The organism is Streptomyces sp. SYSU D01066-1, assembly GCF_054956795.1.
In genome coordinates, this window is sequence record NZ_JBUDHV010000018.1 from 88,216 (window position 1) to 107,561 (window position 19,346).

At 74.5% G+C, this 19,346-nt stretch carries 11 protein-coding genes and 2 pseudogenes; 9 read left to right on the forward strand and 4 right to left on the reverse strand.

Annotated features, from left to right (window positions below; genetic code table 11):
* Window positions 1-99 precede the first annotated feature (99 nt).
* The 4 genes from phsA (at window position 100) to ACY1JF_RS18600 (ending at window position 5,168) form a co-directional block, all read left to right on the forward strand.
* Window positions 100-1,965, forward strand: coding sequence for an O-aminophenol oxidase PhsA (gene phsA, locus ACY1JF_RS18585; RefSeq protein WP_462706264.1), 1,866 nt, complete (start codon window positions 100-102; stop codon window positions 1,963-1,965).
* A gap of 103 nt (window positions 1,966-2,068) precedes the next feature.
* A complete protein-coding gene (locus tag ACY1JF_RS18590; protein ID WP_462706265.1) occupies window positions 2,069-2,677 on the forward strand; it encodes a PDZ domain-containing protein in 609 nt (202 codons plus the stop codon).
* Window positions 2,678-2,856: 179 nt separating this feature from the next.
* Window positions 2,857-3,999, forward strand: coding sequence for a M24 family metallopeptidase (locus ACY1JF_RS18595; protein WP_462706266.1), 1,143 nt, complete (start codon window positions 2,857-2,859; stop codon window positions 3,997-3,999).
* Between the two features lie 200 nt (window positions 4,000-4,199).
* Entirely contained in the window at window positions 4,200-5,168 is a 969-nt protein-coding gene (locus tag ACY1JF_RS18600; protein ID WP_462706267.1) for a phosphotransferase, read from the forward strand.
* A 189-nt stretch (window positions 5,169-5,357) separates the two neighbouring features.
* On the opposite strand, the gene treZ is transcribed toward ACY1JF_RS18600, so the two are convergent.
* Entirely contained in the window at window positions 5,358-7,103 is a 1,746-nt protein-coding gene (gene treZ, locus ACY1JF_RS18605; protein WP_462706268.1) for a malto-oligosyltrehalose trehalohydrolase, read from the reverse strand.
* Between the two features lie 210 nt (window positions 7,104-7,313).
* Here treZ and ACY1JF_RS18610 point away from each other — a divergent pair, with 210 nt between their 5' ends.
* Window positions 7,314-7,865: an FHA domain-containing protein gene (locus tag ACY1JF_RS18610; protein WP_462706269.1), complete on the forward strand. Its 552-nt coding sequence runs from the start codon at window positions 7,314-7,316 to the stop codon at window positions 7,863-7,865.
* 151 nt (window positions 7,866-8,016) lie between these two features.
* A pseudogene (locus ACY1JF_RS18615) lies at window positions 8,017-9,382 on the forward strand (M14 family zinc carboxypeptidase).
* 632 nt (window positions 9,383-10,014) lie between these two features.
* Here the strand turns inward: ACY1JF_RS18615 and treY are convergent.
* Entirely contained in the window at window positions 10,015-12,384 is a 2,370-nt protein-coding gene (gene treY, locus ACY1JF_RS18620) for a malto-oligosyltrehalose synthase (protein ID WP_462706270.1), read from the reverse strand.
* Window positions 12,385-12,451: 67 nt separating this feature from the next.
* A complete protein-coding gene (gene glgX, locus ACY1JF_RS18625) occupies window positions 12,452-14,560 on the reverse strand; it encodes a glycogen debranching protein GlgX (RefSeq protein ID WP_462706271.1) in 2,109 nt (702 codons plus the stop codon).
* A 306-nt stretch (window positions 14,561-14,866) separates the two neighbouring features.
* Here glgX and ACY1JF_RS18630 point away from each other — a divergent pair, with 306 nt between their 5' ends.
* Window positions 14,867-16,126, forward strand: coding sequence for an SAV2148 family HEPN domain-containing protein (locus ACY1JF_RS18630; protein WP_462706272.1), 1,260 nt, complete (start codon window positions 14,867-14,869; stop codon window positions 16,124-16,126).
* Window positions 16,127-16,227: 101 nt separating this feature from the next.
* Complete coding sequence (locus ACY1JF_RS18635) at window positions 16,228-16,950, forward strand: exonuclease domain-containing protein (RefSeq protein WP_462706273.1); 723 nt, start codon at window positions 16,228-16,230, stop codon at window positions 16,948-16,950.
* 21 nt (window positions 16,951-16,971) lie between these two features.
* Here ACY1JF_RS18635 and ACY1JF_RS18640 read toward each other — a convergent pair whose 3' ends face one another.
* The gene (locus ACY1JF_RS18640) at window positions 16,972-17,835 is read right to left on the reverse strand and encodes a phosphotransferase (RefSeq protein ID WP_462706274.1); all 864 of its coding nucleotides are present in this window, start codon (window positions 17,833-17,835) and stop codon (window positions 16,972-16,974) included.
* Between the two features lie 162 nt (window positions 17,836-17,997).
* On the opposite strand from ACY1JF_RS18640, the pseudogene mgt reads away from it, so the two are divergent.
* Window positions 17,998-19,247: pseudogene (mgt, locus tag ACY1JF_RS18645) on the forward strand (macrolide-inactivating glycosyltransferase); the annotation flags it as partial.
* Window positions 19,248-19,346: the final 99 nt, after the last annotated feature.

Below are 19,346 nucleotides of genomic sequence, written 5' to 3' on the forward strand. Positions count from 1 at the left end.
GTCTTTCCGGGAACTCCGGGACCGCGTCGGGCGTCTCCCTCGGTGAGGTACACGGGCAACACGAGGTGAACAGAGAGCAGAACACGGGGGTGTTCGACCTTGTCCGAGATCACCGCAAGCACCACTGGCACCGACAACACCGAGAGGGCCGCCGAACTGACGCCGTACGCGGCGCCGCTGACCGTCCCGCCCGTCCTGCGCCCGGCGTCCGGTGACGTCCTGCGCGAGACCGAGATAGCCCTGCGCCCGGCCTGGGTGCGCCTGCACCCGCAACTGCCGCCCACCCTGATGTGGGGGTACGACGGGCAGGTGCCGGGCCCGACCATCGAGGTGCGGCGCGGACAGCGCGTCCGCATCGCGTGGACCAACCGCGTCCCCAGGGAGAGCGAGTACCCGGTCACCTCCGTCGAGGTGCCGGTACGCGCTCCCGGCACGCCGCCCGCCACCACCGAACCCGGCCGCGAGGGCGTCGAGCCCAACAAGGACGTAGCGGCCCTCCCGGCCTGGTCGGTGACCCATCTGCACGGCGCCCAGACCGGCGGCGGCAACGACGGCTGGGCGGACAACGCGGTGGGTTTCGGCGACGCCCAGCTCTCCGAGTACCCGAACGACCACCAGGCGGTGCAGTGGTGGTACCACGACCACGCCATGAACATCACGCGGTGGAACGTGATGACGGGCCTGTACGGCACCTACCTCGTCCGTGACGACGAGGAGGACGCGCTCCGTCTGCCCCGCGGCGAGCGGGAGATCCCGCTGCTGCTGGCCGACCGGAACCTGGACACCGACGAGGACGGCCGCCTCAACGGGCGGCTGCTGCACAAGACGGTGATCGTCCAGCCGAGCGATCCGGAGACCGGCAAGCCGGTCACCCTCCCCTTCACCGGCCCCTACACCACGGTCAACGGCCGCATCTGGCCGTACGCCGAGGTGGACGACGGCTGGTACCGGTTCCGGCTGGTCAACGCGTCCAACGCCCGGGTCTACGACCTGGTCCTGATCGACGAGGACGACCGTCCGGTGCCGGGCGTCGTCCACCAGATCGGCAGCGACGGCGGCCTGCTGCCGCGCCCCGTCCCGGTCTTCGGCGAGGAACTGCCGACGCTGACCGCGGCCCCGGCCGAGCGGTTCGACCTGCTGGTCGACTTCCGCGGGCTGGCCGGCCGCAGGCTCCGCCTGGTCGACAAGGGGCCGAACCAGCCGGCGGGCGTACCCGACCCGGAGGGCGACGTGCGGTACCCGGCGGTCATGGAGTTCCGGGTGGGGAAGGGCGCCGAGCCGGACGCCTTCGAGGTGCCCGAGGTGCTCTCCGGTTCCTTCCGGCGGCTCACCCACGACATCGGTCACGGCCACCGGCTGGTCGTGCTCACCCCGCCCGGCACCAAGGGCTCCGGCGGCCACCCGGAGATGTGGGAGATGACGGAGGTGAAGGACCCGGGCGGCATCCAGATACCCACCGAGGGCGTCATCCAGATCATCGGCCCGGACGACACCACGCCCCGCACCTACCGGCGCACGGCCCGGACGTTCAACGACGCCCTCGGCTACACCGTCGCCGAGGGCAGCCACGAGCAGTGGAGCTTCCTCAACCTGGCGCGGATCGTCCACCCCATGCACATCCACCTGGCCGACTTCCAGCTCCTGGGCCGGGACGCCTACGACGTCTCGGGCTTCGACCCGGCCATCGGCGGCACCCGCACCCCGATCCGGTACGACGCGGACACGACGATCGTGCCCGCGCCCAACGAACTGGGCCACAAGGACACCTACCGGGTGCCCGGCGACCAGATGCTGCGGATCATGGGCAGGTTCGACGGCGCCCACGGCCGGTTCATGTACCACTGCCATCTGCTGGAGCACGAGGACATGGGAATGATGCGGCCCTTCGTCGTGATGCCGCCCGAAGCGCTCAAGTTCGACCACGGAGGCGCCCACGGCGGTCATGGAGAGGGGGCCGCGGGCTGACCCCGCACGACGGGCCTACCGTATCCGGCCGCCGCTCAGTCTCACTCGTTCGTGACTCGTCGTCCGACGGGGGCCCGGGTAGGGCTCCTGCCGGAGGCGATCGATGGAACAGACTGTGTTGCGTCCCAAGCCGATGCCGGGCCGGGACCCCGGAGCCGGCGCCGAGCAGGCTCCCGCCCGGTCCCCGCAGCCACCGCGCCGGCGCAGGCGCCGGCCGGCCGCCCTGCTGTGCGGTGCGCTCGCCGGGGCGGTGCTGCTGCTGGCCGGTGCGGGGATCGGGGCGATGGGCACCACGGTGGCGGGCCTGAGCAAGTTCGCCGAGCTGCGGCAGCGGGGCGGAAGCCCGGACGCGGCGACCCTCCGGGGCGGCCCGTCCTCGGGCCGCCCCGGGGCCACCGCGCCGCCCGCCCCGGCGTCCACCTCGCCGTCCGCCACCCCGCCGTCCGCCGGCGCGACGCTCGGTGTGGCCGCGGTGGACGACGACGGGCCCGGCGCCCTGGTCGTCGACGTCCAGGCCCCCGGTCCGGGGCACGCGGCGGGCCTGGTCCGCGGCGACCTGCTGCTGGCCTTCGGCACGGCTCGGATCGACTCCGCCGCCGACCTCGCCCGCGCCGTCGCCCGCGCCCGGCCCGGAGTGGAGGTGAAGCTGACGGTGCGTCGGGCGAGCGGCGGCTACCAGCGGCTGACCGTCGTCCCGGGGGTCGTGATCTGACCGCCGGTCCCGCTGCCCGGGCAGGGCCGAAAACCGCTGACGACCGCTGGGCACCGCTGCCGGCCCGCTGCGGCAGCGTGCGGGAGGAAGCGGTCCGCGGACCCCGTAACCGGCTCGCGTCGCCCTTCCGCTCCGGGCAGGATGCTGGCGTGACCCCTTCACCCGCACAGGGAGGTCGGATGACCGGCAGTACACCCGTTGCGTTCACCGCCGACGACTACCGGGCGCGTCTGGAGCGCGCCGCGCGGGCGGCGGCCGACGCCGGTCTGGCCGGTCTGCTGGTGGCGCCGGGACCGGACCTCGTCTGGCTCACCGGCTACACACCCCCCGCGGTCACCGAGCGGCTCACGCTGCTGGTGCTCACCCCCGGGCGGGACCCCGTCCTCGTCGTCCCGACGCTGGAGGCCGCCGACGCCCGCAAGGCGCCCGGCGCACCCGCCCTGACCCTGCGCGACTGGACCGACGGCACGGACCCCTACGCCGTCACCGCCGCCCTCCTGGGCGGTCCTGGCCCGGACGGTCCGGGGCGGTTCGGCGTCAGCGACAACGCCTGGGCGACGCACCTCCTGGGACTCCAGCGCGCCCTGCCCGGCACCTCCTACGCCGCCCTCACCGATGCGCTGCCGATGCTGCGCGCCGTCAAGGACGCGGCGGAACTGGAACTGCTCGCCGCCGCCGGCGCGGCGGCCGACGCCACGTTCGAGGAGATCCGGAACGTCCGCTTCGGAGGCCGCCGCGAGTCGGACGTGGCCGCGGACCTCGACAGGCTGCTCCGCGCGCACGGGCACACGGTGGTGGACTTCACCATCGTCGCCTCCGGACCGAACGGCGCCGACCCGCACCACGAGGCCGGCGAGCGGATCATCGAGGACGGCGACATGGTCGTCCTCGACTTCGGGGGCCTGCTGGGCGGATACGGCTCCGACACCTCCCGCACGGTCCACGTCGGTGTGCCCACGGACGAGGAACGCCGGGTCCACGACATCGTGCGCGAGGCCCAGGAGGCGGGGTTCCGCGCGGTGCGGCCCGGGGTCGCCTGCCAGGAGGTCGACCGGGCCGCCCGCGCGGTGATCGAGAAGGCCGGTTACGGCGCGTACTTCATCCACCGCACCGGACACGGCATCGGCGTCACCACGCACGAGCCGCCGTACATGATCGAGGGCGAACGGCAGCTCCTCGTGCCCGGGATGTGTTTCTCCGTCGAACCGGGCATCTATCTCCCCGGCCGGTTCGGGGTACGCGTCGAGGACATCGTGACGGTGACGGAGGAGGGCGGCCGGCGCCTGAACGACACCGAGCGGGGGCTGGTCATCGTGGACTGACCGGCCCCACCGGTTCCGTACCGGCCCCGCCGGTTCCGTACCGGCCCCGCCGGTTCCGTACGGCCCCGCCGGTTCCGTACGGCCCCGCCGGTTCCGTACGGCCCCACCGGTTCCGTACCGGCCCCGCCGGTTCCGTACGGCCCCACCGACCTGACCGGCCCCACCGGCCCCGCACGTCTTCGGAAGACAACGGCGCGACCATGACCCAGCCACCCACTCCCACCGCGGAGACCGTCCGCCTCCTGGCCCGTTCCCTGCTCGGCGAGGGCCGGGCGGGGCCGGCGGACGGGCCCGACGTCCGGCCGGTCGACGCGCGCGCCGGCGCGGGAACCGCCTGGTGGGTCGGCGCCCGCCATGTGCTGCGGCTCGCGCCCGACCGCGAGGCCGCCGTGCGCCAGCGCCGTGAGCTGCTGCTGCGGAACCTGGTCCGGCCGCACGTCCCCGTCGCCGTACCGGTGAGCGTGGCGCGCGGCGAGTGGGCGCCGGGACTGTCCTGCACGCTGGACACCAGGGTGCCCGGCGGCACGGCCGACGAGCACGAGGTGTCCGCGGTCGGTGAGACGGACCTGGCGGGGCTGCTCGGCGGGCTGCGCGGGGTGCCGGTCCGCCAGGCGGAGAGCCTCGGCGTGCCGCGGACCGCGCCACGCTCGCTGGAGGCGCTGCGCCGGGCCGCCGAGCACGCCGCGGCCCGTCTGGCCGAGGCGGACGAGTTCGACGCCACCAGGCTGGCCCAGCTCACCCCGGCGACCACCGCGCAGCTCGCCGCCCAGTCCGGCACCGTGGTCCTGATCCACCGCCGGCTCACCGCCGATCACCTCGTCGTCGGCGCCGACGGCCGGGTCCGCGGCGTGCTGGGCTGGACCGGCGTGGCCGTCGGCGACCCCGCGGAGGACATCGCCTCGCTCGCGCTCTCGGTGGGTTCCCCCGCCGCCGTCCGCGCCGCCACCTTGGCCGGCTACGGCGCCCGCCCCTGCCTGCGCGGCCTGTGGCTGGCCCGCTGCGACGGCCTCCTGCACTGCGCCGAAGCCCTCGCCGGCCCCGCCGCCGAGCCACCGCTGGTCCTCACCGACCGCCTGCACCGCGCCTGGGAGGCGATCCTCCTGGAACGCGTCACGGAACTCCGCGAGGACACCACCCACGGCCCGGACACGGGCGCCACCGGACCCTGAGGCCCCGGACCCCGACCGCGCGCGGGACCACCCGCGCCGCCGCACCGCCCACATCCTCGTTTTCCGCCGGGAGCCGGGAGCCGGGAGCCGGGAGCCGGGAGCCGGGAGCCCCTGCCTCTGCTTGTGCACCAGCTCCTCCTCCCGCACCAGCTCTTCCTCCCGCACCAGCTCTTCCTCCCGCACCAGCGCCTACTCCTGCACCAGTACCACCGCCGACTCCCCAGGCACCCGCAGCACCCCGTCCGCCCCCGGCGCCTCGACCGGCTCCCACGCGGCCAGCACCCGCGCCGGACGGCCGCCCAGCGGGATCGCCGCCTCCTCGGTGCCGAGGTTGACGGCGACCCGGATGTCCCCGCGCCGGAACGCGAGCCAGCGCGCCGCACCGTCGTAGGCGACCTTGGTGCCGGTGAGGGCGGGATCGGTGAGGTCGGGCCGCTCGTGGCGCAGGGCGATGAGCCTGCGGTACCAGTCCAGTACGCGCGCGTGGGGCTCGCGTTCCGGCTCCGACCAGTCGAGGCAGGAGCGGTCGCGGGTGGCCGGGTCCTGCGGATCCGGGACGTCCTCCTCCTTCCAGCCGTGTGCGGCGAACTCCCGGCGCCTGCCCCGCCGTACCGCCTCCGCCAGTCCGGGATCGGTGTGGTCGGTGAAGTACTGCCAGGGCGTGCCCGCCGCCCACTCCTCGCCCATGAACAGCATCGGGGTGAACGGCCCGGTCAGGGTCAGTGCCGCCGCGCAGGCCAGCAGCCCGGGGGAGGCCAGGGCGGCGAGGCGGTCGCCCTGGGCGCGGTTGCCGACCTGGTCGTGGGTCTGGGCGTAGGCGAGCAGCCGGTGCGCGGCGATCCGGGAGCGGTCCAGCCGGCGCCCGTGGTGCCGGCCCCGGAAGCTGGAGTACGTACCGTCGTGGAAGTAGCCGCCGGTCAGCGTCTTGGCGAGGGCGGCGAGCGGGTCGCGCGCGAAGTCGGCGTAGTAGCCCTGCGCCTCGCCGGTCAGCGCGGTGTGCAGGGCGTGGTGGAAGTCGTCGTTCCACTGGGCGTGGACACCCAGGCCGCCCGCCGCGCGCGAGGTGATGATCCGCGGGTCGTTGAGGTCGGTCTCGGCGATCAGGAACAGCGGCCGGCCGGTCTCCTCGGCCAGCGCGTCCACGGCCGTCGACAACTCCTCCAGGAAGTGGCACGCGCGCGTGTCGACCAGCGCGTGCACCGCGTCCAGACGCAGCCCGTCGATCCGGTAGTCGCGCAGCCACGCCAGCGCGCTGCGCACGAAATAGTCCCGGACCTCGTCCGAGCCGGGCGCGTCCAGGTTCACGGCGACGCCCCAGGGGGTGTGGTGGCGGTCGGTGAAGTACGGGCCGAAGGCGGGGAGGTGGTTGCCGGAAGGGCCCAGGTGGTTGTGGACCACGTCCAGGACGACGCCGAGGCCCAGCACGTGGGCCCGGTCGACAAACCGTTTCAGCGCCTCGGGCCCGCCGTACGGCTCGTGCACGGCCCACGGCGCGACCCCGTCGTACCCCCAGCCGTGGCGTCCCGGGAAGGGGCACAGCGGCATCAGCTCCACGTGCGTGACCCCGAGCCGCACCAGGTGGTCCAGCCGCTCGGCGGCGGCGTCGAGCGTGCCCTCGCGCGTGTACGTGCCCACGTGCAGCTCGTACAGGACGGCGCCGGGCAGCGGGCGCCCGTGCCAGTCGGCACGCCACGCGAACCGCGCGTGGTCGACGACCGCGCTCAGCCCGTCCGGGCCGTCCGGCTGGCGCCGGGAGCGCGGATCGGGGAGCACGGGGCCGTCGTCCAGCGCGAAGCCGTACCGCGAGCCGTCCCGTGCCCGTGCCTCCCCCCGCCACCACCCCGCGCGCTCCGGGTCGCGCTCCATCGCTCGCGTGGCCCCGTCGCAGTGGAGCGTCACACGGTCGGCCTCAGGTGCCCACACCTCGAACTGCACGGATGGTTCCCCTTCGTCTGCCCACAGTGACGTAGCCCGTCCATGGTCCTGCAAAGACGGCCGATCCGCCGTCGAACAGGCCGTTCCCGCCGAAACCGCCGCCCGCTGTCGCTCCGTGCGGCCCGCCGTCGCCCGTCGCAACCGGTCGCGCGCGGACGGCGCCCCGCCATTTCCTGGACACCCCGCGCACGCTGACCGACAATCAGCTTCGTGACGTCGTCCTTCGAGTTCCCCACGCACCCCGCGCGGTTGTCCGACGCGGAGCGCGACAAGGCGCTGCGGCTGCTCCGGGACGGGGTCGCGACGGGGCGGCTGTCGCACGACACGTTCGTCCACCGCATGGAACTCGCGCTCACCGCCCGCCGCTTCGAGGAACTGGCCGCGCTCACCGCCGACCTGCGCACGGAGGGCCGGATCGCGCGCCTGGTGTTCGGCTCGGTGGAGGCGGTCTCCGGCTTCGGCGTACGGCTGCGCCGGGCCTGGCGGGCCGAGCGGCTGCCCAAGCTGCTGCTGCCCCATCCGGTCACCGGTCACCCGCTGCGCATAGGCCGCGACCCGGGCAGCGGGCTGCGCCTGAACCACGAGACGGTCTCCCGGGTGCACGCCGAACTGAGCCGCCAGGGCGGCATGTGGGTGCTGCGCGACCTGGGTTCGACCAACGGCACGACCGTGAACGGACGGCGGGTCGTCGGCGCCACCGTGGTCCGTGGGGGCGACCAGATCGAGTTCGGCCGTTTGGCGTTCCGGCTCTCCGCGCGCTGAGCCGGAGCGCGCCGCCCCGGCCTGCGCGACAGACCGCGCGGCGGGCGCGCACGGCGCCCTTCACCACGTCCGAGGCGGTGTTGACGTACCCCGCGACTCGTGACTGACTGTGCGTACGCCGCACACGTCCGTGAACCGGCGGCACCCCATCGTGGAGGTGTGTGCCCTGCCGCCCCTCCCGCGCTATCCGACCGTCGACGAACTGGGCGCCGGGGCCGCGGCGCTCGCCGCCCGGCATCCCGACCGGGTCCGGCTGCGCCGCGTCGGCACCTCCCGCGCGGGGCAACCGCTGTGGCTGCTGTCCCTCGGCCACGGCGCCCGCCAGGCCCTCGTCGTCGCCGGACCGCACGCCAACGAGCCCGTCGGCGGCGCCACCGTCCTGCGCCTGGCCGGCCGCGTCCTCGGCGACGCCCGGCTCACCGAGGGCGCCGACGCCACCTGGAACCTGCTGCTCTGCCTCGACCCCGACGGCCTGCGCCGCAACGAGGGCTGGCTGTCCGGGCCGTACACCCTCGGCCGCTACGTCCGGCACTTCTTCCGGCCGTCCTTCAGGGAACAGCCCGAGTGGCTGCCCGACGGCGCGGACCGCGCCGCGCTCCCCGAGACCCGCACCCTGCTCGCGCTCCAGGACGAGCTGCGCCCCTTCCTCCAGTGCTCCCTGCACGGCGCCGACGTCGGCGGCGGCTTCGCCGAGCTGACCCACGACCTGCCCGGCCTCGCCCGCCGCCTGGCCCACGCCGCGGTCCGCCTCGGCATACCCCGCGAACTGGGCTCCTACGACGCCCTGTACTGGCCGGTGCTGGGCCCGGCCGTCTACCGGATACCGCCGCCCCGCCGGGGCTCCCTGACCGCGGCGATCACCGAGGCCGCCGTCGACTCGACCTGGACCCACCCGCGGCGGTACGGCACCGTCACGGCCGTCGTCGAGGCGCCCATGTGGGCGGTGGACGCCGTGGCCGACGGCTCGCCGCCCGCCGACCGGGACGCGGTGCTGCGCGACGTCAGCGGCACCCTGCGCCGCGACACCCGGCTCCTGCACCACCTGGTCGCCCGGCTCCGCCCGCACCTGCCCGCCACCGCGGACACCGCCCGCCTGCTGGCGCCGGTCGACGACTACCTGCTGGTCTGTCCCCGGCTCGCCGACGCCTGGGACCCCCAGGCCGACGACGGATCGGGACGCGGGCTGCCGCCGCTGAACACCGCGCACCTGACCGCGCTGCGCATCGCCGGCCGGCGGCTCGCCCTGCGCACGGCCGGACTGCTGCACCAGGCGGTGACGGCGTCCGGGCGCGACCCGGCCGACGTGCTGCCGGAGCTGGAACGGCTGGTCGACCGGTGGAGCGACGACTACCGGGACCGCTGCGCGGCGCGCTGGGTGCCGGTCGCGCGGCAGGCCGAGTTCCAGGCCCGGGTGGTGCTCGCCGCCTTCGAACTGGCGGGACGGCACGCGTCCGCCGCCCCTCGCCCGGACGGGCCGGGCCACGGCGCGCGGCGCGGTGCCGACGCACCGGGAATGACACGAGTCACGACGGACCCCGGGCGGACCGGGCCGGCTCGCCGACGGCCGTGATCCTCCGCGTCGTCCGGGCCGCCCGCTGCGACGCGGACGACCGTGCCGGGCGACGGCCCGGCCGGTGACCGGCTCCTCCGCGACGCCACCGGGCACGGCGCCCCGGCCGACGCCGACGAGGGCCCTCCGCTGTCGCGCGGCCCGTCGCGTGACCTGCCGTGCGGTCCGTCGCGTGACCCGCCGTGCGGCCACGCCGGTGCGGTCACGCCCCCGCCGCCTCGGCTCGGCCTGTGCGGAGACGGAACCGGACGCGGCGCGTGGTGCGGACGGTCGGTGCGGGGAGACTCCTGCCGACGGCCCTGGAGGCCCCCGCTGCCGGGCGGGCCCGTCGCGTGACCCGCGGTGCGACTCGCCGTGCGGCCAGGCCCCCGCCGCCTCGGCCCGGCCTGTGCGGAGACGGAACCGGACGCGGCGCGTGGCGCGGACGGTCGGTGCGGTAGGAGGGGACCCTTCCCGACGGCCCCGAGGAGCCTCCCGAACGGGCGCGCTTCGTGCGCCAGCGGACGCGCGGACGCGCGGGCGTGCGAACACGCGGACGCGCGGGCGTGCGCCGGTCACCGCGTGCGGGTCACGCGCGGATCAATCGCCGTCCGCCCCCACCCGCTCCAGCAGCGCCACCGGCAGCCGCTCGAAGAGTTCCGCCACGCGCGCGTGCCCGCTGAACTCCCGCCCGGCGGTCAGCACGTCCGCCCACCGGCCCGGCGGCAGCGGCAGGCTCGTCTCCCGCCAGCCGCCCGCCTCGGCCAGCCGCAGCGACAGCCGGGTCACGGCGGTCAGCACCTCGCCGGAGCGGACGAACGCGGCGCAGTGGGCCGCCGCCGGCCCCTCGGCGGTGAGCGGTTCGTACGTCGCCGAGCCGCCGAAGGCACCAGGCCGCCGGACCCGCAGCGCCAGCGCGGCCCGGGTCACCGTCTCCTTCGGACCGGACCCCCCGGAGCCGCCGTCCGGAAAGGAGACCGGGCGGCGGTTGTCCGGGTCCACCAGGGCCCGGTACTCGCGCTCGGTGCCCTGGTAGAGGTCCGGCACGCCCGGCATGGTCAGGTGCACCAGGGCGGTGCCCAGGACGTTGGCCAGGACGTGCGGTTCCAGCGCCTCGCGGAAGGCGGCGATCCGTTCGCCGGGCGCCCCGCACGGCCCGGCCGCGACGAACCGCGCCACCGCCTCCTCGTACGGCGGCTCCTGCTCGGTCCAGCTGGTGTACATGCCCGCCTCGCGCACGTGCTTCAGCAGTGCCTCCCGGACCCGCTCCCCGTCCGCCGGGCCGCCCAGTCCGAACACCGTCTGCCAGGCCGCCCACGCGAGCTGCCCGTCCGGCACCTCCTCGACGCCGTGCGCGGCCTGCGCCAGGACCTCCGCCCACCGCCCGGGGCACTGGGTCAGCACGGCCAGCGCCGCCCGTACGTCGGCGCTGCGCTTGGTGTCGTGGGTGGAGACCACCGTGCCGGTCAGCGGCCAGTCGCGCTGCACGCGCGCGCAGTACGCGTGGAACTCCCCGGGCGGGACCGCCGGCCGCCCGGGGTCGCCGCCGACCTCGTTCGCCGACAGCAGCGGCACATAGCGGTAGAACGCCGTGTCCTCCACCGACTTGGCCCGCAGCGCCGAGGCGGTCTGCGCGAACCGCGTCCGCAGCTCCACCGCGTCCGGTCCGTCGTCCGTCCGGCCGAGCAGCAGGTCCCGTACGACGTCGACCGCGCCGGCCTCCTCGGGCACCGCGAACGCCGACCGGGCCTCGGCAGCCGCCTCCTCGGTGACGACCCGCGCCGGGTCGGTCGACGCGTACGGACGGTAGACCTCCATGCGGACCAGCAGCTCCTGGAGGGCCAGCCGCAACGCCCAGGGCGCGCGGTCGCGCAGCGCGGGGTCGGGCGACGCCTCGCACAACCGGTGCGCCACCCGCGTGAGCCGGTTCATCTCGGTGGCCAGCTCGTGCGTGAGCACCTTGTACGCCGCCCGCCGCACGGTCGGCGCCCACGCACCGCCCCGGTCGGTCTGAGGCGCGGCGAACCCCCGGTACGCGGCGACGAGTTCCCCGTGCCCCGCCGGGTCCGTGAACAGCCCGTCCACGTGCCGCAGGGCGTCGTACCCGGTCGTCCCCGCCACCGGCCAGGTGTCCGGCAGGGGTTCCCCGTCGGCCAGGATCTTCTCCACGACCGTCCACCGTCCGCCGGTCGCCTCGTGCAGCCGCCGCAGGTAGGCGTCCGGGTCGGCGAGCCCGTCGGGGTGGTCGACGCGCAGCCCGTCCACCACGCCCTCGTGCAGCAGCCGCAGCACGGTGGCGTGCGTGGCCTCGAACACCTCCGGGTCCTCCACGCGCACGCCGATCAGCTCGGAGACGCTGAAGAAGCGCCGGTAGTTCAGCTCGGTCCGGGCCAGCCGCCACCACACCGGGCGGTACCACTGCGCGTCCAGCAGCTGCGGCAGCGGCAGGTGGGCGGTGCCCTCCCGCAGCGGGAAGGCGTGGTCGTGGTAGCGCAGCACGTCGCCGTCGACCCGCAGTTGGTCCAGGACCTCGCCGACGGGGGCGCCCAGCACCGGGATCAGCACCTGGCCGCCCCGCGCCTCCCAGTCGATGTCGAACCACCGCGCGTACGGCGAACTCGGCCCCTGGCGCAGCACCTCCCACAGGGCGCGGTTGTGCCGCGGGGACATCGCCATGTGGTTCGGCACGATGTCCACCACCAGGCCCAGGCCGTACTCCCGCGCGGTGCGCGAGAGCTCCCGCAGTCCCTCCTCGCCGCCGAGCTCCTCGCGCACGCGCGCGTGGTCGACGACGTCGTAGCCGTGCGCGGAGCCCGGCACGGCCTCCAGGACCGGGGACAGGTGCAGGTGGGATACGCCGAGCGAGGCCAGGTACGGCACGGCCGCCGCTGCGGCCCCGAAGGGGAACCCGGGCTGGAGCTGGAGCCGGTAGGTGGCCGTGGGGGTCCGGTCGGGGCGCTCAGGTGTCATGCAGAGCTACGTACCCGCCCCGCCGCCTTTCGTGTCACCGGCCCCCCACACAGGCGTACGCGCCCCCCTACACGGGCCGCCGCAGCACCGTCAGGCTCCGGTCCACCAGGGACAGCCGGTCCCCGGCCTGCACCTTGCGGCCCCCGTCCGCGGGCACCCCGTCCGGCAGGGCGGTGTCCACCACCACCTCCCACTGCCGGCCGTGGTCCACCGGTACGACGAAGTCCAGCCGCTTGGGCGAGGCGTTGAACATCAGCAGGAACGAGTCGTCGCCGATGTGCTCCCCGCGCGCCCCCGGCTCCGAGATCGCGTTGCCGTTCAGGAACACCGTCAGCGCCGAGGCCTGCGCCGAGGTCCAGTCCCGCTGGGTCATCTCACGGCCCTCGGGAGTGAACCAGGCGATGTCCGACAGCTCGTCGTGGGTGCCCTCCACGGGCCGGCCGTGGAAGAAGCGGCGGCGCCGGAAGACCGGGTGGTCCTTGCGCAGCCACACCATCGCGCGCGTGAAGCGCAGCAGGTCGGGGTCCTCGTCGGGCCACTCCACCCAGGCCAGCTCGTTGTCCTGGCAGTAGGCGTTGTTGTTGCCCCGCTGGGTGCGGGCGAACTCGTCGCCGTGGCTGATCATGGGCACGCCCTGGGAGAGCAGCAGCGTGGCGATGAAGTTCCGCATCTGGCGCTGCCGCAGCTCCAGCACCGCGGGGTCGTCGGTCTCGCCCTCGGCGCCGCAGTTCCAGGACCGGTTGTGGCTCTCGCCGTCCCGGTTGTCCTCGCCGTTGGCCTCGTTGTGCTTCTCGTTGTACGCGACCAGGTCGTGCAGGGTGAAGCCGTCGTGGCAGGTCACGAAGTTGATCGAGGCCAGCGGGCGGCGGCCGTCGTCCTGGTAGAGGTCGGAGGAACCGGTCAGCCGGGACGCGAACTCCGCCAGGGTGCGCGGCTCACCGCGCCACAGGTCGCGCACGGTGTCCCGGTACTTGCCGTTCCACTCGGTCCACAGCGGCGGGAAGTTGCCCACCTGGTAGCCGCCCTCGCCCACGTCCCACGGCTCGGCGATCAGCTTCACCTGGGAGACCACCGGGTCCTGCTGCACCAGGTCGAAGAAGGACGACAGCCGGTCCACCTCGTGGAACTGCCGCGCCAGGGTGGCCGCCAGGTCGAAGCGGAACCCGTCGACGTGCATCTCGGTCACCCAGTACCGCAGCGAGTCCATGATCATCTGGAGGACGTGCGGGGACCGCATGAGCAGCGAGTTCCCGGTGCCCGTGGTGTCCATGTAGTAGCGGGGGTCGTCGGTCAGCCGGTAGTACGACGGGTTGTCGATGCCCTTGAAGGAGAGCGTCGGGCCCAGGTGGTTGCCCTCGGCGGTGTGGTTGTAGACGACGTCCAGGATCACCTCGATCCCGGCCTCGTGCAGCGCCTTGACCGCCGACTTGAACTCCAGCACCTGCTGGCCCCGGTCGCCCCAGGAGGCGTAGGCGTTGTGCGGGGCGAAGAAACCGATGGTGTTGTAGCCCCAGTAGTTGTTCAGCCCCATGTCGACCAGGCGGTGGTCGTTGACGAACTGGTGCACCGGCATCAGCTCCAGCGCCGTCACGCCCAGTTCGGTGAGGTGCTCGATGACCGCCGGGTGCGCCAGGGCCGCGTACGTGCCGCGCAGTTCGTCCGGCAGCCCCGGGTGGCGCATCGTCAGGCCCTTGACGTGGGCCTCGTAGATCACCGTGTGGTGGTACTCCGTGCGCGGGCGCCGGTCGTCGCCCCAGTCGAAGTACGGGTTGACCACGACCGACGTCATCGTGTGCGGCGCCGAGTCCAGGTCGTTGCGCCGGTCGGGGGCGTCGAAGTGGTAGCCGTAGACCTCCTCGCCCCAGCGGACCGCACCGCTGATCGCACGCGCGTACGGATCCAGGAGCAGCTTCGCGGAGTTGCAGCGCAGCCCGTGCTCCGGGGCGTACGGGCCGTGCACGCGGTAGCCGTACCGCTGCCCGGGCATCACGCCCGGCAGGTACGCGTGCCGCACGAACGCGTCGCTCTCCCGCAGTTCGACCGCCGTCTCCGAACCGTCGTCGTGCAGCAGACACAGCTCTACTCGGTCGGCGGCCTCCGAGAAGACCGCGAAGTTGGTGCCCGCGCCGTCGTACGTGGCACCGAGTGGATACGCCTCTCCAGGCCAGACCTGCATGGATACGACTCTTTCAGGTGTACGGCGCCCGTGGGGGCGCCTTGGCTCCGAGTCTCCCCGAAAGTTGCGGGAAGCACTCAGGATGCGCGGCCGACTTTCCCGAGACCACAGGGGTGCCCTGCTCCGGCCGTCTGTCACCGCTATGAATCCGCTCACTCCGGCACCGCCGCAGGCGCGGAACGAACCGGGCCGGGCGTCCAGTTGGTGAACGAGCCTGTGCATCAGGCTGCACCGCGCACCGCTCGCGGAGTACCCTTCCTTGATCGTTGAGACGGGCAGGTCGGGGGAGCGGAAGGCGGTGCGCGGGTGGGCTCGGGAGGGCTGGAGCTGCCCCCTGGTGACGAGGGTCACGAGGGTCACGAGGGGAGCTCCACGGACGTCCCGGCCGGTGCGGTGTCCCTGGCGCGGCCGATGAACGCGGGCGCGATCGGTCCGGAGCTGGACTGGGACGCCGACGCCTGGCACGAGGTGCGCACCCGTGCCCAGCGGGCCGGCCGCGCCTACATCTGGCTGAACCTGGTCGAGCAGCGGCTGAGATCCGTCGTGGCCGCCGTGCTGCGGCCGGTCTACGAACCGGTCCACGGCGGCGACGGCTGGGTGATCGCCGCCGCCGGACCGGCCGGCCAGGAGTGGGTGCAGCGCGCGGCCGCGGTCCGCGAGGTCAGCCGCCGCAAGGGCTATCTGCTCGACCCGGCCGACGACAACGTGCTCAGCTTCCTGACCCTGCCCCAGTTGCGCGAGCTGATGGTGCAGCACTGGCCCTGCTTCGAGCCGTACCTGGACGACCGCCGGGACGTGGAGCTGGCCCTGGACGAGCTGGAGGTCACCCGCAACGTCGTCTCCCGCAACCGGGCGCTGTCCGAGGCGGTCCTGAACCAGGCCGAGCGGGCCGCGGCCCGGCTCCTGGAGATGCTCGGCGCGGGCGGTGACGTGCCCTCCGCCCGCCGGATGCCGGTGGACGCGGTGGAGGACCTGGTCGGCGACCGGTACGCCGACGTGGTCGCCGTGCACCCGGACCGGGTGCGGCTGCTGCGCCAGTTCCCGGCGGAGGACTTCTTCGGCGGCGCCCGCCGCCTCGACGCCATCGGCATCGGCCTCAACCTGCTCGTGCAGAACTTCTCCGGCCGCCGGCTGGTCCGCCTCGCCGAGGCGGGCGGCCGGGTCCGGCTGCTCTTCCTCAACCCGGCCTCCAGCGCCCTCAAGCGGCGCGAGCGCGAACTGGGCGTCAAACGCGGCGAGCTGGGCCGGGCGGTGGAGACCAACATCCTGCACATGCGCCGGGTCCGCTCCCGGCTGCGCGACCCGGGGGCCTTCGAGATCCAGGTCTTCGACGAGACGCCCCGCTTCACCGCCTACCTCGTCGACGGCGACGGAGCCGACGGCGTCGCGGTCGTGCAGTCCTACCTGCGCCGCACCCGGGGGATGGAGGCGCCGGTACTGGTCCTGCGGAACGGGCGGAACGGCGGCAGAGTCGTCAAGTCGGACCATGCGGAAGAAGGCGGTCTCTTCCCCACCTACCGCGAGGAGTTCGAGCTGATGTGGGCGGATTCGCGGCCGGTTTCCTGACCCGTCGGCGGCCGCCGTCCCGGACGGGGGCCGCCGGATTGTCAGTGGCCCGTGCGAAGGTGGAGACCACTGGGGGAACGCACCGAGAAGGGGGGCCGCCCATGGGCTGGCACCAGGATTTGCTGGTCGGTTTCGACCTGGAGACGACGGGCACCGATCCGCACGAGGCACGCATCGTCACGGGCGCCGTGATCGAGGTCAGGGCCGGAGAGCCGCTGGGACGCCGGGAGTGGCTGGCCGATCCCGGCATGGAGATCCCGGCGGGCGCGGTGGCGGTGCACGGCATCAGCACCGAGCGCGCCGCCGCCGAGGGCCGGCCCGCCGACCAGGTCGCGGACGACATCGCGGACGTCCTCGTCGCCCACTGGAAGGCGAATGTCCCGGTCGTCGCCTACAACGCGGCCTTCGACCTCACCCTGCTCACCGCCGAACTGCGGCGCCACGCCCTGCCGTCCCTGAGCGACCGCCTCGGCGGCCCCGGCCCCGCCCCCGTCATCGACCCGTACACCATCGACCGCTCCGTCGACCGCTACCGCCGCGGCAAGCGCAACCTGGAGGCGGTCTGCGCCGAGTACGGCGTACCGCTCGACACCGCCCACGACGCCTCGGCCGACGCCCTCGCGGCGGCCCGGCTCGCCTGTGCGATAGCCGGCCGGCACCCCCAGGTCGCGGCCCTGACGCCGGCCGAGCTGCACCACCGGCAGATCGAGTGGTACGCCGAATGGGCGGCGGACTTCCAGAGCTTCCTGCGCCGCAAGGGCGACGCCACGGCCGTGATAGACGGGACGTGGCCGGTACGGCGGCCGGTGGACGAGCGGGTCTGACCCGGCCCGCCCGCGAGCGGATCAGAAGGGGTACCACCGCACCGTCGGATCCCCGTCCCGCAGCGACGCCACCCGGCGCTCGAACTCGGCCAGCGCCTTCGGATTGCTCGGCGCGTGCTGGGCCACCCAGGCGCAACTGGCCGTCTCCCGGGCACCGCGCAGCACCGCACAGCCGTCCCAGTCGCGCACGTCCCAGCCGTAGGCGTCGGTGAAGGCGTCGTAGGCCTCGGCGGGCAGGCCGTAGCGGTCGCGGCTGAGGGCGAGGACCACCAGATCGTGCTCGCGCAGGTCGCTGGAGAAGGTCTCCAGATCGACCAGGACGGGGCCGTCCGGGCCGACGTGCACATTGCGGGGCAGCGCGTCACCGTGGATCGGGCCCGGTTCCAGCGCGGGGACGAGCGCGGCGGCGGCCGCCGCGAAGCCGTCGCGGCGCGCGCGCAGGAACTCCGCGTCGGCGGGGTCGATCGTGTCGCCCGCCAGCCGCAGCCAGCGTTCCACACCGCCCAGCAGCTCACGGGGCGGCAGCCCGAAGGAGGGCGAGGGCAGTGCGTGCACGACCCGCAGCAGGGGAGCCAGATCCCGCGGTTCGGCGGGCCGCACGGGCTCGGACAGCCGGTGCCACACGGTCACCGGATGGCCCTCGACCGACAGCGCCTCGGGCGCGGCGGCCCGGACCGCCGGCACCCCGGCCTCATCCAGCCACAGCGCGACGGCCAGCTCCCGCCGCGCCCGGTCGAGCAGGCCGGCGTCGCGGCCCACCTTGACCACCAGAGGGCCGGCGGCGAACACGGCGTTCTCGCCCAGCGTGAGCAGCCGCGTGTCGGCCGCCGCGCCGGGCAGTACTCCCGCCGCGTCCAGCACCTCCCGTGCCCGTGCCTCGTCCATCGTCCGCCTCCGTGCTCCGAAACCCGTCCCAGTGTCGCATTCACACAGGTCGGGGCGGTGTGCGAGGTGCCCTGACGGGGCGCGTCGCCTGCACTTCCACGACCGGGCCCGTCCAGGGCGCACGGAACGAGGGCGTACGGATCGAAGAGGCGGGCGGTGACCGTGCCGGCAACTGGCTTGCACGATACGTCTCGTCTCGTTACGGTCGTCGTATGACCAGTCGCGCCCACATCGCCATGTTCTCCATCGCCGCCCACGGCCATGTGAACCCCAGCCTGGAGGTGATCCGCGAGCTGGTGGCGCGGGGACACCGGGTGACGTACGCGATCCCGCCCGCCCTGGTGGAGAAGGTCGCCGGGACGGGTGCCGAACCGAAGCCGTGGCACAGCACGCTGCCCGGCCCCGACGCCGATCCGGCGGCCTGGGGCACCACCCTGCTGGACCACGTGGAGCCGTTCCTGGCCGACGCGATCCAGGCGCTCCCGCAGCTCATCGAGGCGTACGAGGGCGACGAGCCGGACCTCGTCCTGCACGACGTCACCTCGTACCCGGCCCGGGTCCTCGCCCGCCGCTGGGGCGTGCCCGCGATCTCCCTCTCGCCGAACCTCGTCGCCTGGGACGGGTACGAGCGGGAGGTCGGCGAGCCGATGTGGGAGGAGCCGCTGAGGACCGAGCGCGGTCAGGCGTACTACGCCCGGTTCCGTGCCTGGCTGGAGGAGAACGGGATCACCGAGCACCCGGACCCGTTCGTCGGCCGCCCCGCCCGTTCCCTGGTGCTGATCCCCAGGGCGCTCCAGCCCAACGCCGACCGGGTCGACGAGACGGTGCACCGTTTCGTCGGCGCCTGCCAGGGCGACCGCGGCGCCGAGGGCGGCTGGGAGCGGCCGGCCGGTGCCCAGAAGGTCGTGCTCGTGTCGCTCGGCTCCTCCTTCACCAAGCGGCCGGCCTTCTACCGGGAGTGCGTCAAGGCGTTCGGCGGACTGCCGGGCTGGCACCTGGTGCTCCAGATCGGCCGGCACGTCGACCCGGCCGAGCTGGGGGACCTCCCCGCCAACGTGGAGGTGCGGTCCTGGGTCCCGCAGCTGGCGATCCTCAGGCAGGCGGACCTGTTCGTCACGCACGCCGGGGCCGGCGGCAGCCAGGAGGGGCTGGCCACGGCCACCCCGATGATCGCCGTACCGCAGGCCGTGGACCAGTTCGGGAACGCGGACCTGCTCCAGGCGCTCGGTGTCGCCCGCAAGCTGCTCACCGAGGAGGCCACCGCCGAGGCGCTGCGCACCGCCGCGCTCGCTCTGGCCGACGACCCGCAGGTGGCCCGGCGGCTGACGAGGATCCAGGCGGAGATGGCCGAGGAGGGCGGTACCCGACGGGCGGCCGACCTGATCGAGGCGGAACTGGCCGCCGTCCGGGGAGAGCGGCGGGGGGGGGGGGGGGGGCGGGGGGCCCCCGCGCCCCCCCCCCCCCCCCCCCCCCCCCCCCCCCCCCCCCCCGGCGCCCCCCCGCCCCCCCCC